This window comes from Pasteurella multocida (genome assembly GCF_900187275.1).
In the GTDB taxonomy this organism is placed as follows: domain Bacteria; phylum Pseudomonadota; class Gammaproteobacteria; order Enterobacterales; family Pasteurellaceae; genus Pasteurella; species Pasteurella multocida.
Window position 1 is genome coordinate 1,380,642 of the sequence record NZ_LT906458.1, and the last position, 15,389, is coordinate 1,396,030.

Annotated in this window: 13 protein-coding genes; 3 read left to right on the forward strand and 10 right to left on the reverse strand. The window is 40.4% G+C overall.

Features of this window, described 5'->3' with window-relative positions; translation table 11 throughout:
- Window positions 1–86 precede the first annotated feature (86 nt).
- The 4 genes from treB to rsuA all read right to left on the reverse strand — a co-directional run bounded on the left by treB (window position 87) and on the right by rsuA (window position 4,508).
- On the reverse strand, window positions 87–1,505 hold the full coding sequence (gene treB / locus CKV69_RS06315) for a PTS trehalose transporter subunit IIBC (protein WP_025248509.1): 1,419 nt from the start codon (window positions 1,503–1,505) through the stop codon (window positions 87–89).
- 151 nt (window positions 1,506–1,656) lie between these two features.
- Window positions 1,657–2,601, reverse strand: a complete 945-nt coding sequence (gene treR / locus CKV69_RS06320; RefSeq protein ID WP_014326346.1) for a trehalose operon repressor TreR — start codon at window positions 2,599–2,601, stop codon at window positions 1,657–1,659.
- Window position 2,602: 1 nt separating this feature from the next.
- A complete protein-coding gene (locus CKV69_RS06325; RefSeq protein WP_014326347.1) occupies window positions 2,603–3,805 on the reverse strand; it encodes a Bcr/CflA family multidrug efflux MFS transporter in 1,203 nt (400 codons plus the stop codon).
- Between the two features lies 1 nt (window position 3,806).
- Entirely contained in the window at window positions 3,807–4,508 is a 702-nt protein-coding gene (gene rsuA / locus CKV69_RS06330) for a 16S rRNA pseudouridine(516) synthase RsuA (RefSeq protein WP_014326348.1), read from the reverse strand.
- Window positions 4,509–4,709: 201 nt separating this feature from the next.
- Between rsuA and CKV69_RS06335 the strand changes: the two genes are divergently transcribed.
- The 3 genes from CKV69_RS06335 to cpdB all read left to right on the forward strand — a co-directional run bounded on the left by CKV69_RS06335 (window position 4,710) and on the right by cpdB (window position 9,939).
- Window positions 4,710–6,986, forward strand: coding sequence for an NADP-dependent malic enzyme (locus CKV69_RS06335; RefSeq protein ID WP_005750999.1), 2,277 nt, complete (start codon window positions 4,710–4,712; stop codon window positions 6,984–6,986).
- A gap of 153 nt (window positions 6,987–7,139) precedes the next feature.
- The gene (gene sodA / locus CKV69_RS06340; protein WP_005750998.1) at window positions 7,140–7,784 is read left to right on the forward strand and encodes a superoxide dismutase [Mn]; all 645 of its coding nucleotides are present in this window, start codon (window positions 7,140–7,142) and stop codon (window positions 7,782–7,784) included.
- A 181-nt stretch (window positions 7,785–7,965) separates the two neighbouring features.
- Complete coding sequence (cpdB, locus tag CKV69_RS06345) at window positions 7,966–9,939, forward strand: 2',3'-cyclic-nucleotide 2'-phosphodiesterase (protein ID WP_025248510.1); 1,974 nt, start codon at window positions 7,966–7,968, stop codon at window positions 9,937–9,939.
- A 111-nt stretch (window positions 9,940–10,050) separates the two neighbouring features.
- On the opposite strand, the gene CKV69_RS06350 is transcribed toward cpdB, so the two are convergent.
- The 6 genes from CKV69_RS06350 to pilW form a co-directional block, all read right to left on the reverse strand.
- Window positions 10,051–10,488 carry a methyltransferase family protein gene (locus tag CKV69_RS06350; protein ID WP_005758199.1) on the reverse strand — a complete coding sequence of 146 codons (438 nt, stop codon included), beginning with the start codon at window positions 10,486–10,488 and terminating at the stop codon, window positions 10,051–10,053.
- 211 nt (window positions 10,489–10,699) lie between these two features.
- Window positions 10,700–11,311: a YfgM family protein gene (locus CKV69_RS06355; RefSeq protein ID WP_005725137.1), complete on the reverse strand. Its 612-nt coding sequence runs from the start codon at window positions 11,309–11,311 to the stop codon at window positions 10,700–10,702.
- Between the two features lie 18 nt (window positions 11,312–11,329).
- A complete protein-coding gene (gene hisS, locus CKV69_RS06360; protein ID WP_014326353.1) occupies window positions 11,330–12,601 on the reverse strand; it encodes a histidine--tRNA ligase in 1,272 nt (423 codons plus the stop codon).
- Window positions 12,602–12,630: 29 nt separating this feature from the next.
- Window positions 12,631–13,734, reverse strand: coding sequence for a flavodoxin-dependent (E)-4-hydroxy-3-methylbut-2-enyl-diphosphate synthase (gene ispG / locus CKV69_RS06365; RefSeq protein WP_014326354.1), 1,104 nt, complete (start codon window positions 13,732–13,734; stop codon window positions 12,631–12,633).
- Between the two features lie 26 nt (window positions 13,735–13,760).
- Window positions 13,761–14,717: a RodZ domain-containing protein gene (locus CKV69_RS06370; protein ID WP_014326355.1), complete on the reverse strand. Its 957-nt coding sequence runs from the start codon at window positions 14,715–14,717 to the stop codon at window positions 13,761–13,763.
- 122 nt (window positions 14,718–14,839) lie between these two features.
- Window positions 14,840–15,385: a type IV pilus biogenesis/stability protein PilW gene (gene pilW / locus CKV69_RS06375; protein WP_014326356.1), complete on the reverse strand. Its 546-nt coding sequence runs from the start codon at window positions 15,383–15,385 to the stop codon at window positions 14,840–14,842.
- Between the last annotated feature and the right edge of the window lie 4 nt (window positions 15,386–15,389).

A 15,389-nucleotide genomic window follows, 5' to 3' on the forward strand; every position in this document is an offset into this window, starting at 1 on the left:
TGCACTATTGTTTTATCCAAAACTCTGCTAAAACAAACCGCACTTTCTCCCTTTCTGAAGGACAAAAGGGATGAAAAAAAGTTTGACTAATTTAATGTACCTGCTTTTTCTTTACGTTTGTAAACAAGAGTAGTAAGAATGAATGGTACAACAATCGCTATTGCCATAGCTAAAGCATAGACTGCCCAATATTGATGTTGAATAGATAAAATTCCAGGTAATCCACCCACACCAATACTGCTCGCTAATACACCAGCTAGACCACAAACTAAACCAGCAGTAGCTGAACCAATCATGGCACAAAGCATAGGAAAACGATATTTTAAGTTAACCCCATACATAGCAGGTTCTGTTACACCTAAATAAGCAGAGATTGCAGCTGGCACAGAGATTTCACGAGATTCTGCTGTTTTATTAACATAAATAATCGCTAATACGGCTGATGCTTGAGCAATGTTTGAAAGTGCAATTAAAGGCCATACTGGCGTACCGCCAATACTGCTAATCATTTGGAAGTCGATAGCTAGCGTTGTTTGATGTACACCTGTTACAACTAATGGGGCATATAAGAAACCAAATAATGCTGCGCCAATCGGAGCAAAATCACCTGTCATAGCGTGTTTTACAACAAAGGCAACACCATTACCAATTTCACGTCCAATTGGACCGATAATTGAATGTGCAAGGAAAACTGCTAATATAATAGACACTACTGACACAATCACTAAATTCAAATAATTTGGCACAATTTTAGTTAAATACCGCTCGATAAATGACAATGCTAGCCCAGCCATAATTGCTGGAATCACTTGAGCTTGGTACCCCACTTTTTCAATTGCCATGAATCCAAAATCCCATGCTTCAGGCAGTTGTGATCCTAATGCATAAGAATTCATTAATTGTGGTGAAACTAATGTGACCCCTAACACAATGCCTAAGATAGGCGATGTTCCCATTTTACGTGCGATAGACCAACAGATACCTACTGGTAAAAAGTGGAAAATCGCCTCACCGACCAGCCATAAGAAACTGTGCATACTTGCCCAGAATGAACTGATATCAACTAGTGTTTTAGTGCCATCTTCAAACATTTTGATGTCACCAATCACATTACGGAAACCTAAAATCAAACCACCACTAATTAGTGCTGGTAGCAATGGAATAAAAATATCAGCTAAATGAGAAATACTGCGTTCATACCATTTTTGATTTTGGCGTGCCGCTGCTTTGATTTGTTCTTTATCCGCATTAGCTAAGCCTGTCTTTTCAAGTAAAACTTTGTAATAGTCACCAACTTCTTGACCAATTACCACTTGATATTGACCACCTGTTGCAAAACTGGCTTTTACCATTGGTAAGCTTTTCAGTTTTTCAGCATCTGCTTTTGCATCATCATTCAAAATAAAGCGTAAACGGGTAATACAATGAGTTACTGCTGCAATGTTGTCACGACCACCAACATATTCAATAATTTTATCTACTGCACTTGGATCAATTTTTGCCATAAAATAGCCTCTTTTTTTCATCAATGGGAGAAAGCATAAATTGTTGTCCATTATAAATATGTTGATTATTTAATCAATGGGAACGTTCCCAAAAATAAGGAATATAAATGAGATCAAGATCACAAATTTAATAAAAAGATAAATAAAGACATCAAATAACTAATCGACAATCGAGACAATGATGCTGAATTGACTGATTTTCCAATAAATCAAATAACTGTTTTACTGTAATCTCACCAACCTGATCAAAACCTAAATCAACACTTAATACATTAGGAAATAAAAAATGTAGTAGTCGACTTTTTCCAACCCCACAAACTTGGATATGCGACAACTGTTTTTCTTGTAAATATTTTAGTGCGCCAATTGCCAAAGTATCAGTTGCACAAACAAGAGCCGAAACTTCAGGAAAAATAACTGCACTTGTATGATTATATGCCCATTCATACCCTAACTCACCTTGTAAAGAGCAAGGTTGTAAACCATACTCTTTACAAAAATGCAAATAAGCTTGATGGCGAGTATAACCTGTAGTCGCATCTTGATCATTCACACCTAAGTAACTAATTTTACGATGCCCTTCTTTATAAAGATGTGTCATCAATAAATGTACAGCCTTTCTATCATCATAGTAAATTGAAGATAACTGAGTATAATTTCTCGCAATGACAACCATATTATGCCGCCATCCCTGTAAATCAGTTTCCTCTAACTCACTAAACGCAAATAAAATCACGCCATCTACACCACGTTTTTGGAAAAAGGCTAAATGTTCTTTCACTAATTCTGGCTTAAATTGGCTTTCAACAATAATAGGCTCACACTGTTGTGCATAGAGTGAAGGAAGGATACTTGATAGCACTTGGTTTTCTGCTGTTGAAGCTAAACGTGTGACAATAATACCGATTACACGATCAGACACACCACGCATTGCACGAGCTGATTTTGAGGGTTGAAAACTATATTGTGCAATCACATTTTGCACACGCTGACGTGTTGCCTCACTAACCTTAGAGTCATTATTCAACACTCGTGAGACAGTGGATTTTCCAACTCCACTTAAACGTGCAATATCTTTAATAGTGAGCTTTGTCATTTTAATCTTTTGAATGTCGATAAATTAAAAAATAATAGCAACTGACCGCTGCGACGCTACAACATGCCATAGTTAATAACATCGGTGCAGCGCTTTTCATTGGCATCAAAGCAACTAGAGAACCAACTATTGCTCCCGTACCAAACCGTACACTACCAACAACAGAATTGGCGGTACCAGCCATTTTGGGAAACTTTTCTAAAATAGATGCCATAGCATTCGATGAAATTAAAGGGTTTTGCCCTGCAAAAATAGCTAAACAAAATGTCATAAGCCAAAAACCAAGATCAAAAAGAGAAACCATGATCAAACCAATGGCCGCGATAAATTGAATAAGCAAACCAGCTTTAAGCATCACTTCAGTCCCTACTTTATTAACAATACGACCATTAATGAAAGATCCGATTATCATAACAGCAATATTAAACATAAAGAAATAGCCAAATTTATCTACAGGTATACCATAAAGCCCGACATAAACGATTGAACCTGCCGTAATCAAAGCAAATAAACCACCAAAACCAAAAGCAGAAGCAAACATATAACCTAACACTTCTCTTTGCTGACAAAGTGCTAAAAAGTTTCGTCCAACAACACCTAACCTAAGAGGAATCCGCTGTGTTTTGTGATGTGTTTCAGGAATGATCACGAAGACTAATAAACAGGACAAAAATCCCATAAAACTGATAACATAAAAAATAGAATGCCAGTGGAACCAAGAAACTAAGTGACCGCCAATAATCGGTGCTAATAAAGGTGCTAACATAAAAACCAAGGTAATTGATGACATGATCCTAGATAATTCATTTTTATGAAATAAATCACGTAGAATCGCGCCAACCAATACCACTGGTGCTGCCCCAAAAAAGCCTTGTATAAAACGAAATCCTGTAAACTGACCAATCGAATAAATATGGGTTAAAATCAATGCCGCAACAGCACTTACTAGTACACCTAATAAAATAATCGGCTTACGCCCATAACTATCGCCTACAGGTCCCCAAAAAAGTTGTCCAATTGCCATCCCTGCGGCAAAAAATGTTAAAGTGTGTTGAACTTGTTCAGGCGTTACATTTAAGTCTTTTGCAATCAGTAAAAAAGCGGGAAGATACATATCTACACCTAAAGGGGGAAGCATAGATAAAATCCCTAATGTAATGATAAAAATAGTGCCTGCTTTTACAGGCTTTTGTTCAGCCAACATACTATCCTTTCTTAATACTATTTATTTCTCGTTCAGAAAGCGAACGGTACTCACCTTCTGCTAAATTTTCGTCTAATTCAATATCGCCGATTTTCCAACGGTGTAAGCCTACTACTTTATTCCCCAAAGCTGCAAACATCCGTTTGACTTGATGATAACGTCCTTCACTAATCGTTAAATTCACATTGTAATCATCAAGAATTTCTAACGTTGCAGGCTTCGTTGGGGTTTTCTCACCACGCAATAGCATACCTTCTGCACAGGCTTGTTGATAATGGCTTTCCACAGGATCGGCAAGTGTCACCAGATAGGTTTTCTCACAATGGTGTTTTGGGGACGTAATACGATGTGACCATTTTCCATCATCAGTTAATAACACGAGCCCGGTCGTGTCCACATCTAATCGTCCGGCACTATGCAATTTACCTACCAACGGATAATCAAAGAATTGATAAATCGTTGGATAATCCCCATCCTCATGAGAGCAAACATAGCCTTGCGGCTTGTATAACATCAAATATTGTCCTACAGATACCCAAGGTAAATGCTCGCCATCTAAACAAATTTCATCTGTTTGACTGACTTTTTGTGCACCATTTTTCTCAACGTGTCCATTTACCGTGACCGCACTTTGCTTTAAGACTTTATTCGCTTGTGAGCGGGTTAGTCCTGTATTTTCGGCTAAAAATTTATCTAATCGCATGCTAATTTACGTTGTCCTTCATTCATTAACTTACGCATTCTACTATGTTTCAGCACAAGAGGGGGAATTATTAAAAAATAAGCAAGTTGACGAAAAAAACAAAATCCCAATACTGTGTTTTAGGTCACGTTTTTTATTCTCAATTTATTTATAATGGTTTGTCTATTACGATAATTTATTTACTCACAAGAGGACTGTTTTATGGATGCACAATTACGTCAAGCTGCTCTCGATTTTCATGAATTTCCAACACCGGGAAAAATAGAAGTGACTCCGACCAAATCGCTGGCAACACAGCGTGATTTAGCGCTCGCCTATTCCCCCGGTGTTGCGGTCCCCTGTTTAGAAATCCAAGCAGATCCCGCTGCCTCTTATCGTTATACCTCCAGAGGCAATTTAGTTGCTGTGATTTCCAATGGTACGGCGGTTTTAGGTTTAGGCAACATTGGTGCATTAGCGGGAAAACCGGTAATGGAAGGGAAAGGGGTGTTATTTAAAAAATTTGCCGGTGTCAACGTATTTGATATCGAAATTGACGAAAGAGATCCAGATAAATTAGTCGATATTATTGCTTCGCTAGAACCCACTTTTGGTGGCATTAACTTGGAAGATATTAAAGCCCCAGAATGTTTCTATATTGAACAAAAATTACGTGAGCGGATGAAAATTCCTGTTTTCCATGATGACCAACATGGTACCGCTATTATCAGTGCTGCTGCGATTTTGAATGGCTTACGTATCGTGAAAAAAGACATTGCCAAGGTTAAATTGATTGCCTCGGGCGCGGGTGCCGCATCGATTGCGTGTTTAAATTTATTGGTCAGTTTAGGTTTACCGCGTGAAAATATTATCGTCTGTGATTCAAAAGGGGTGATTTTCCATGGTCGCGATGAACGCATGGATGAAACTAAAAAATTATATGCAATTGAAGACAATGGTAAACGTACGTTAGCGGAAGTCATCAACGATGCGGATATTTTCTTAGGTTGCTCTGCGGCGGGAACATTAACCCAAGACATGGTAAAAACCATGGCGGCCAACCCGTTAATCCTTGCGTTAGCTAACCCTGATCCCGAAATTTTACCGCCTTTAGCGAAAGCCGTTCGTCCAGATGCAATTGTTTGCACGGGACGTTCTGATTACCCAAACCAAGTCAATAACGTACTCTGTTTCCCATTTATTTTCCGTGGGGCATTAGATGTGAGTGCAACAGCAATCAACGAAGAGATGAAACTCGCGGCAGTGCATGCCATTGCGGATCTTGCACTTGCCGAACAAAGTGAAGTGGTTACCTCAGCTTATGGCGAAACGGAATTATCTTTTGGTCCAGAATATTTAATTCCTAAGCCGTTTGATCCCCGTTTAATTGTCAAAATTGCCCCAGCGGTAGCTAAAGCAGCCATGGATTCGGGGGTCGCCACGCGTCCAATTAAAGATTTTGATGCTTACATTGAAAAACTCACGCAGTTTGTGTACAAAACAAACTTGTTCATGAAACCGGTGTTCGCTCAAGCGAAGCAAAATAAAAAACGTGTTTTACTCACCGATGGTGAAGAATCTCGTGTTTTACATGCTGTGCAAGAAATCGCAACATTAGGTATTGCAACCCCAATTTTATTGGGTCGTCCAAGTGTCATCGCACAAAAAATTAAACAGCTTGGTTTACACATTCAAGAAGGGCGTGATTTTGAATTAGTGGACATCGAAAACAACCCTTATTTTGAGGAATGTTATAAAACTTACCACAACTTGCTTAAACGCAAAGGCATTACGCCAGCCGGTGCGCAACGTAAAATGCTACATAATCCGACTGTGATTGGTGCAACCTTGCTCCAACTCGGCAAAGCCGATGCCATGTTATGTGGTTTAGTCGGTCCTTATGCTTCGCATTTAAGCAATATTAAAGAAGTGATTGGTGTCCAACCGTGTGTCCCAACGCCTGCGACAGTAAATGGGCTCGTGTTGCCAACAGGTAACTTATTCATTACAGATACCTTTGTTAACCATAACCCAACCGCACAAGAATTAGCTGAGATCACCATTATGGCAGCCAATGAAGTAAGCCGTTTCGGTATTGAACCTAAAGTTGCCTTAGTCTCCCATTCTAATTTTGGCACCTTTGATGATCCAAGTGCGGTCAAAATGCGCGAAGTTTTACGCTTAGTGAAAGAAAAAACACCAGACTTGATCATTGATGGCGAAATGCACTGTGATGTCGCTTTAAATGAGAAATTGCGTCAGGACATCATGCCAGACAGTCCATTAAAAGGGGCGGCAAACTTATTGGTGATGCCAAATATGGAAGCTGCACGGATCAGTTTGAACCTATTACAGGGCACTGCCACCCCAATTACAGTCGGACCAATTTTAATGGGGATGAATAAACCTGTTCATATTCTCACCTCCGCGTCTTCTGTACGCCGGATCATTAATATGGTCGCGATTGCGGCAGCTAATGTTGAACCCACTTGTAAGTAGTGGATAGCAAAATCAGGGCAGAGGTAAAAATCTGCCCTGAGATTTTTGGTGTTAACTGCAGAGAAATAATGATCTTAATCAAGTTTCCTGTTAAAATCTTGTTACTTTTTGGCAATAATGCCCCCTTACTTTCACTCAATAAAGGAAATAATTATGGCTTATACACTACCAGAATTAGGCTATGCCTACGATGCATTAGAACCCCATTTTGATGCAATGACGATGGAAATTCACCATTCAAAACATCATCAAGCCTATGTCAACAATGCCAATGCTGCATTGGAAAATTTACCAGAATTAGCACAAGGTTGCCCAGGTCAATTATTAACTAAGTTAGCAGAGGTGCCTGCTGATAAATTGACAGCTATCCGCAATAATGTGGGTGGTCACTTAAACCACTCGCTATTTTGGAAAAGCCTGAAAAAAGGTACCACGTTACAAGGCGCACTAAAAGATGCCATCGTGCGTGATTTTGGCTCTGTGGAAGCCTTCCAAGCAGAATTTGAAAAAGCGGCAGCAACCCGTTTCGGTTCAGGTTGGGCATGGTTAGTCTTACAAGAAAACGGTAAATTAGCGGTCGTATCCACCGCGAACCAAGATTCACCTGTAATGGGTAAAGCTATTGCGGGTTGTGAAGGTTACCCATTATTAGGTTTAGACGTTTGGGAACACGCTTACTACTTGAAATTCCAAAACCGCCGTCCAGACTACATTAAAGAATTCTGGCACGTAGTAAACTGGGATTTCGTGGCAGAACGCTTCGAGAAAAAAGTTGAACATTGCAACTGCACAAAATAATCTCTCAATCCCCTCAATCGAGGGGATTTTTCTTTCTTCCTCCCTTTTCTCTCCCTCACTGTACTTTTTTTCAAATTTATGAGAGAGATCACAATCTATACAAAGAAATCACTAGAGCTAGCACGTAACTTTCTCTAGAATGGATTCCCCCTAATGTATTTATATTTCCAAGAAAGGAGTAATTATGGATAGAAGACGTTTTCTACAATTAGGCGCATGCAGTATTTTAACGTTTACTGCATCGAAATATGTTTTTGCTACCCCACAAAATTCAGCTTCATTGCGCATTATTGCCACCACGGACTTACATAGTTTCTTAACTGACTTTGATTACTATAAAGACGCACCAACAGAGAAATTTGGTTTTACACGCGCCGCCTCTTTAATTCGCCAAGCACGCAAAGAAGTCAAAAACTCGGTATTAGTAGATAATGGTGATTTAATTCAAGGTAACCCAATTGCTGACTATCAAGCGGCAAAAGGGTATAAAGAAGGTAAAATGAACCCTGCTATTGAAGTGCTTAATGCCATGAAATATGACGTAGGCACCCTAGGTAACCATGAATTCAATTATGGCTTAAAATATTTAGATGATGCTATTGCCGAAGCCAACTTCCCGATCATCAATGCCAACGTAGTCAAAGCCGATTCTGGTGAACCACGCTATCAACCTTATGTGATTCAAGAGAAAGGGGTTAGAGATGCTAATGGTCACTTACAAATGATCAAAATTGGCTATATCGGTTTCGTCCCACCACAAGTGATGGTATGGGATAAAGCCCATTTAGAGGGACATGTTTTAGCCCATGATATTAAAAAAACGGCTGAAAAATATGTGCCAGAATTAAAGGCAAAAGGCGCGGATATCATCATCGCTCTTGCGCACACTGGACCATCCGATGAGCCATATAAAGAAGGGGCAGAAAACTCGGCGTTCTATCTTGCCGATGTCAAAGGCATTGATGCCGTTATTTTTGGTCACTCACACCGCTTATTCCCAAATAAAGAATTTGCCAAATCCCCAAATGTGGACATTGAGAAAGGGACAGTCAAAGGCGTCCCAGAAAGTATGGCGGGCTATTGGGGGAACAATATCAGCGTAGTCGATTTAGAATTAGCACAACATGGTGATAAATGGGTTGTTGTGAATGGAAAAGCCGAACTGCGTCCAATTTATGACAACGAGAAAAAAATGGCGATTGCACAACCTGACGATGAGATGAACGCCTTACTTGCGCCTGTTCATGATGCAACGCGTCAATTTGTTTCACAACCGATTGGTCGAGCCGTCGATAATATGTTCAGCTATCTTGCGCTAGTACAAGATGACCCAACAGTACAGATCGTTAACCAAGCGCAACGTGCTTATGCGGAAAATGTGGTGAAAAATTTACCTGAGTTGGCTGGCTTGCCTGTACTCAGTGCGGGCGCCCCATTTAAAGCGGGTGGACGCAAAAATGATCCAACGGGTTATACCGAAGTCGATAAAGGAGAATTAACCTTCCGCAATGCAGCTGACTTATACTTGTATCCAAACACCTTAGTGATTGTCAAAATCAGCGGTGCAGAATTAAAAGAATGGTTGGAGTGTAGTGCGGGGATGTTCAAACAAATTGACCCAAGCAATGAACAACCACAAAGCTTATTAGACTGGACAGGCTTCCGTACTTACAACTTCGATGTGATTGATGGCGTACAATATCAATTCGACATCACGAAGCCAGCGCGTTATGATGGCGATTGTAAATTAATCAATGCGCAATCTGAACGTGTGATTAATTTGACCTACCAAGGTAAACCAGTGGATCCAAAAGCAGAGTTCTTAATTGCAACCAATAACTACCGTGCTTATAGTGCGAAATTCCCAGGCACTGGCGATAGCCATATTGTATTTGCTGCCCCTGATGAAAACCGTCAAATTTTAGCAAATTATATTTCATCTGAAAGCAAAACCCATGGTCAGGTCAATCCAAGTGCAGATAAAAATTGGCGTATTGCCCCGATCACAAGCAAAGTGAAATTGGATATCCGTTTTGAAACCTCACCAAGTGAAAAAGCAAAACAATTTATCCAAGAGAGAGCGCAATATCCAATGGTTCAAGTCGGAACTGACGAAGTGGGATTCGCGATATATCAAGTGGATTTAAGTCAATAATCACGCCTTATCCGATAATAAAAAAGCAAAGTGCAGTGAAGTACTTTGCTTTTTTTGTCTAGTCTCAGGTTTATCTCCATCCGTAAAAGTGCGGTCAGTTTTCCCTAAAAGTTATAACCACCGTCGCACTTTCTGTTTATAGTCTAAATAGGCATCGCCAAACAATTTTTCTAACTGCCGCTCTTCTGGCTTGATCTGAAATTGTGTGATACAAAACACAAAAACTACTAAAAAAAGCACCGCACTTAAACTCGCAAGCCATAATCCCCAAGCTAGCAATAGTAACGCCAAACTTAAGTACATCGGATTGCGGCTAAATTGATAAATACCACTCACGACTAAAGCACTGCTTTTCTCTAGCCGAATGGGATCCACAGTGGTTTTAGCTTGCCAAAATTGCCATAAACTGCCCGAACCGATAATCCCACTAATCAAAATAAACAGCCCAACTAGCCACGTATGACGAGCAAATTGATAAATCGGGGGAAGGCACCACATCACAGCCGCACAAGCAAGAAAAATCACGGGAGGTGGAAGGCGGATTGTCATCATAAACTCCTAATTTATCGTGGTTTGTTTCAGCCAATATCGTACTACTTGTTTTATCAAAAAAGGGCGGATTGGGCAATGCCACCCGACACGAACATAATCAGCATTTTCATCAACACAAACAGCTTATTTACCCTAAATATGCCTTGAGTTAACAAAAAAGAGAAAGAAAAAAGGCTTGGAAAATACCTTCCAAGCCTTTCAAGTAAATTTATAAATTATTCAACCGCACTTGTAACCACTGTGCTTCTAATGGTGAGGCATTATTTAACGCTTGTTGATAACTGGCTTTTGCCGCCACCTTATCCCCTTTGGCTAATAAAATATCACCAATCAGTAAGTTTTTACGACTATCCCAACTGCTTTCTTTCACCTGTTTCAAGCTGTCTAATGCCATGTCAAAGGCTTGTTGTTGGTATTGTACTGATGCTAAACGTAATGCTGTAATCGAGGATAAGTTTTCATCTGTTGACTGCGCTAGGGCTTGTTTTAAGGATTGCTCTGCTTGAGCAAACTCCTTTTTTTCCACTTCAACTTTTGCCTTTTCTAACAAGGCTAAAACCGCATAACTGGTTTTGCTGTTCGCTTGTACAAACTGCTCAATTTGCGCACTCTTGCTAGCAAAATCTGCTGTACTATACAGTGCCTGTTCATACTGAGCTGAAGTTTGTTGAATTTTATTTAACTGATGACTTTGCCAGTAATTCCAACCGAACACACCACCAAATGCAATAATGACCGAGGCGATTAAAGTTTTATAATTTTCCTTCCACCATGTTTTAATCTCATTTAGCTCTTGTTCTTCTTCCGCAGTATAAGCCATTTTCCTCTTCCTTCTCGATTAAAAATTGTTCTTAATGTAATCAACAATATCATCTAATGCAAGTGTTTGTTGCTCGGCTCCACCAAGTAAGTGTTTAACCACAACTTGTTGATTTTGCACTTCACTTTCACCAATCACTAACGCCAATGTCGCACCACTTTTATCTGCGCGTTTAAATTGTTTTTTAAAGTTACCACCACTGCAGTGGGTCATCACACGTAATTGTGGCAATTCAGTACGGAGAGTTTCAGCTAACTGAAATGCTGCTAATGTTGTCCCTTCGCCTTGGTAAACTACGTAAATATCAACCGCACTTGGCAAGCTGATACTTTGATTCACTTCTTGCACCAATAACACTAAGCGTTCTAGCCCCATCGCAAAGCCCACACCTGTCGTCGCATGACCACCTAATTGCTCAACAAGACCGTCGTAGCGACCACCACCACAAACAGTGCCCTGTGCTCCTAACGCAGAAGTCATCCACTCAAAAACAGTTTTGTTGTAATAATCTAAACCGCGCACCAGTTTTGGATTCACTTCATATTGAATCCCTACCGCATCCAGTAAAGCACAAAGTTGGGCAAAGTGTTCACGGCTATCCTCATCTAAATACGCTAACAGTTTTGGCGCATCATTTAGCACCTCTTGTAACGCTTGATTTTTTGTATCCAAAATACGCAGTGGATTTTTCTCTAAACGTTCTTTTTCTTCTTCACTTAATAAATCAACATGTTGCTGTAAAAAAGCGACTAAAGCAGAACGATAGTTCTTACGCGCCTCTAATGAACCAATTGAATTCAGTTGCAAGGTGACATGCTCAGCAATGCCCAATTCTTTCCATAAACGTGCCGTAAGCATAATTAACTCAGCATCAATTTCCGGATTAGGAATACCGAACACTTCAACACCTGCTTGGTGGAACTGGCGATAGCGTCCTTTTTGTGGACGTTCGTGACGGAACATCGGTCCCATATACCATAAACGTTGTTCTTGGTTATAAATCCAACCATGTTCAATCGCTGCACGTACACAACCTGCTGTCCCTTCTGGACGCAAAGTTAATTGCTCATCGTTATCCCAAAAAGTGTACATTTCTTTGGATACTACATCGGTTACTTCACCGATCGCACGAGCAAATAATGGCGTACTTTCGACAATTGGCATACGCACTTCAGAATAACCATAATTTTGTAAAACTGACCGCACTTTTCCTTCGACCCATTGCCATAATGGGCTTTCCGTTGGGGAACAATCATTCATACCACGAATTGCTTGAATTGTTTTTGCCACAATACTATCCTATTTTTTCTTTTGTTATTTTAAATAATTCGATTTTTGGGATCTTGCGCCGCCACTTTGGCACGAATTTTGGCTTCTAATTGATTGATTAGATCATCATTATCAAAGCGCTCTTTTTGGCGTTCCCCATCTAAATAATAACCGCTTTTCTTATTACCACCCGTGACACCTAAATCAGAGACGAGTGCTTCACCCGGTCCGTTAACGACACAGCCGATAATCGACACATCCATTGGTGTAATAATATCTTCTAAGCGTTGCTCAAGGGCGTTAACCGTGCCAATCACATCAAACTCTTGACGTGAACAAGTTGGGCAAGCAATAAAGTTAATACCACGAGAGCGGATCCGTAATGATTTGAGAATATCAAAGCCCACTTTGATTTCTTCAACAGGATCGGCCGCAAGCGAAATGCGTAATGTATCGCCAATGCCTTCCGCTAAAAGCATGCCCAACCCCACCGCACTTTTTACTGCCCCAGCACGAAAGCCGCCGGCTTCGGTGATGCCTAAATGCAAGGGTTGTTTGATGGCTTTTGCCAATAAACGATAGGATTCGACCGCTAAAAACACATCAGATGCCTTCACACTGACCTTAAACTGGTCGAAATTAAGGCGTTCTAGAATTTCTACATGACGTAACGCTGATTCCAATAACGCTTCGGGCGTCGGTTCACCGTATTTTTCTTGCAGATCTTTTTCCAAAGATCCGGCATTCACCCCAATACGGATCGGAATATTGTTATCTCTGGCGCAATCGACAACTGCACGGATACGATCTTCACGACCAATATTACCCGGGTTGATTCGCAAGCAGTCCACTCCGTACTCCGCCACTTTTAACGCAATACGATAATCAAAATGAATATCCGCCACTAAAGGCACATTCACTTGCTGCTTGATGAGCTTAAATGCCTCAGCTGCATCCATTGTCGGGACTGAAACACGAACAATATCCGCACCAACACGTTCCAGCGCTTTAATTTGCGCCACAGTGGCTTCTACATCAGTTGTTCTAGTATTGGTCATGGATTGCACTGCAATAGGCGCATCCCCACCAATCGGCACGTTCCCCACATAGATTTTGGTTGATTCTCTACGCTTAATCGTTGGTTTGGCTAACATAATTGTTTGCTACCTTATCAGCCACATTACTGTGGTAATTTAAATCGAGCGACACGACCATCTACTTTTAGCGGATAGTCCTCGCCTTTATATGTGATCTTAACATTTGCTGGCGCACCTATAATCAGTGAATAAGTCACACCTTCATTAAACGTCAACACATCACCTTGTTTGTATTCTTTTTGTGCAAGAATCTTTCCACTCTCATTTTGCACACTAATCCAACAACCACCGGTGACTTCAATGTGTAATTCATGAGAAGGGGTCGCCACCGTCTCATGTGAAAGAAGATTTTTCTCGCTTTTTTCATCTAATTTTTCCATTTCCGCTTTTAACACATCCGCAGACGTGATCGGCTGGTCACTTACTGGGCTGATCGTCACAGGAAGATCAGTAGAAGAGGTAGTTTGTGTCGTCGGTATCACTACACTTGAGGCACTGAGCACTGTTGCATTTTGTGTAGTATCCGCCAATGCAGTAGAACTCGCTATTGGTGTGCTTTGTACGACGCTACTTTGCGGTGTTGTGTCAACGTAATGTTGCACTAAACTCTCGCGCTCGGCATTAGACTGAGTATAGTTTTCCCACCACCACAGACCCGTCATCCCCGCCACAATGAGAACAACAAGTAAACTTAACCAACCAATCCAGTGGTTATGCGAGGAATAATGGTTAACCGCTCTGGTTGCACGTGCATTTTTACCTAGATCATTCTTATGATCTTCACCAAAACTTGCATGTACCCATACGGATTCAGGTAATTTGAGAAATTTAGCGTAACTGCGAACATAACCTCTCATAAAAGTGGCTGGAATTGACTTTTGAGCCAATTGATTCGTTTCAATCAATTGTAAAATAGAGGGTCTAAGAGAGATTTTTTTAGAAACATCTTCAATGGAAAGGTTAAGCGCCTCGCGTGCTTGGCGGAATTGTTCGCCGAGAGTGAGTACTTTTTCCTCAATATTATTTGTCGCAGTATTCATTTCACACCATCTATTTACACAAAATCCAAAGGGTAAAGTTTAAAGTTGTACAGGGGCTTTTGCAATAGCTATTCGCTAGATAAGCTATGTGAAAAAGTGTTTTTCTGTCTTTTTATCCTGAGTTACTCAATATGTGGCGGAAATTTTTTTGCTCTATTGGGATCAAACTGCGTTAAATGTTGCAAATTTTGTTGATAACGGACAGCGTCTTTGGCAAAAGACGCACACCAAACCAAATTTTCATAAGTATCGGCGTGTTGATAATAATGTGGGGCATTTAATGCTTGAGAAAATTGTTTGTAAGCTTGTTCAAACTCACCTTGTTGGCATAAAAAGGCACCATAATTATTTAATACATCGCCTTGATTTTTATCTAATTTTATCGCCTTTTCATAAGCGTGACGGGCTAAATCAAGATGACCTTGTTTTTGGTAGAGATACGCTAAGACCGCATGAGATAAATAGTAATTTGGGGCATGGGATAAAGCTTTATCAAAATTTTGCTTTGCTCGCGCAAAATCATGCTGAGATAAATAGCCTAAACCTAATTCAATTCTGGCTTTTGCCGCCTCATGTGAATCAAACGTATTGTTACCTTCTTGACTCACACAAGCACAAAGCAAAAGAGAAAAAATGCTCGCGATCCCAAATCGAAAAGTGCGGTTCATTTTT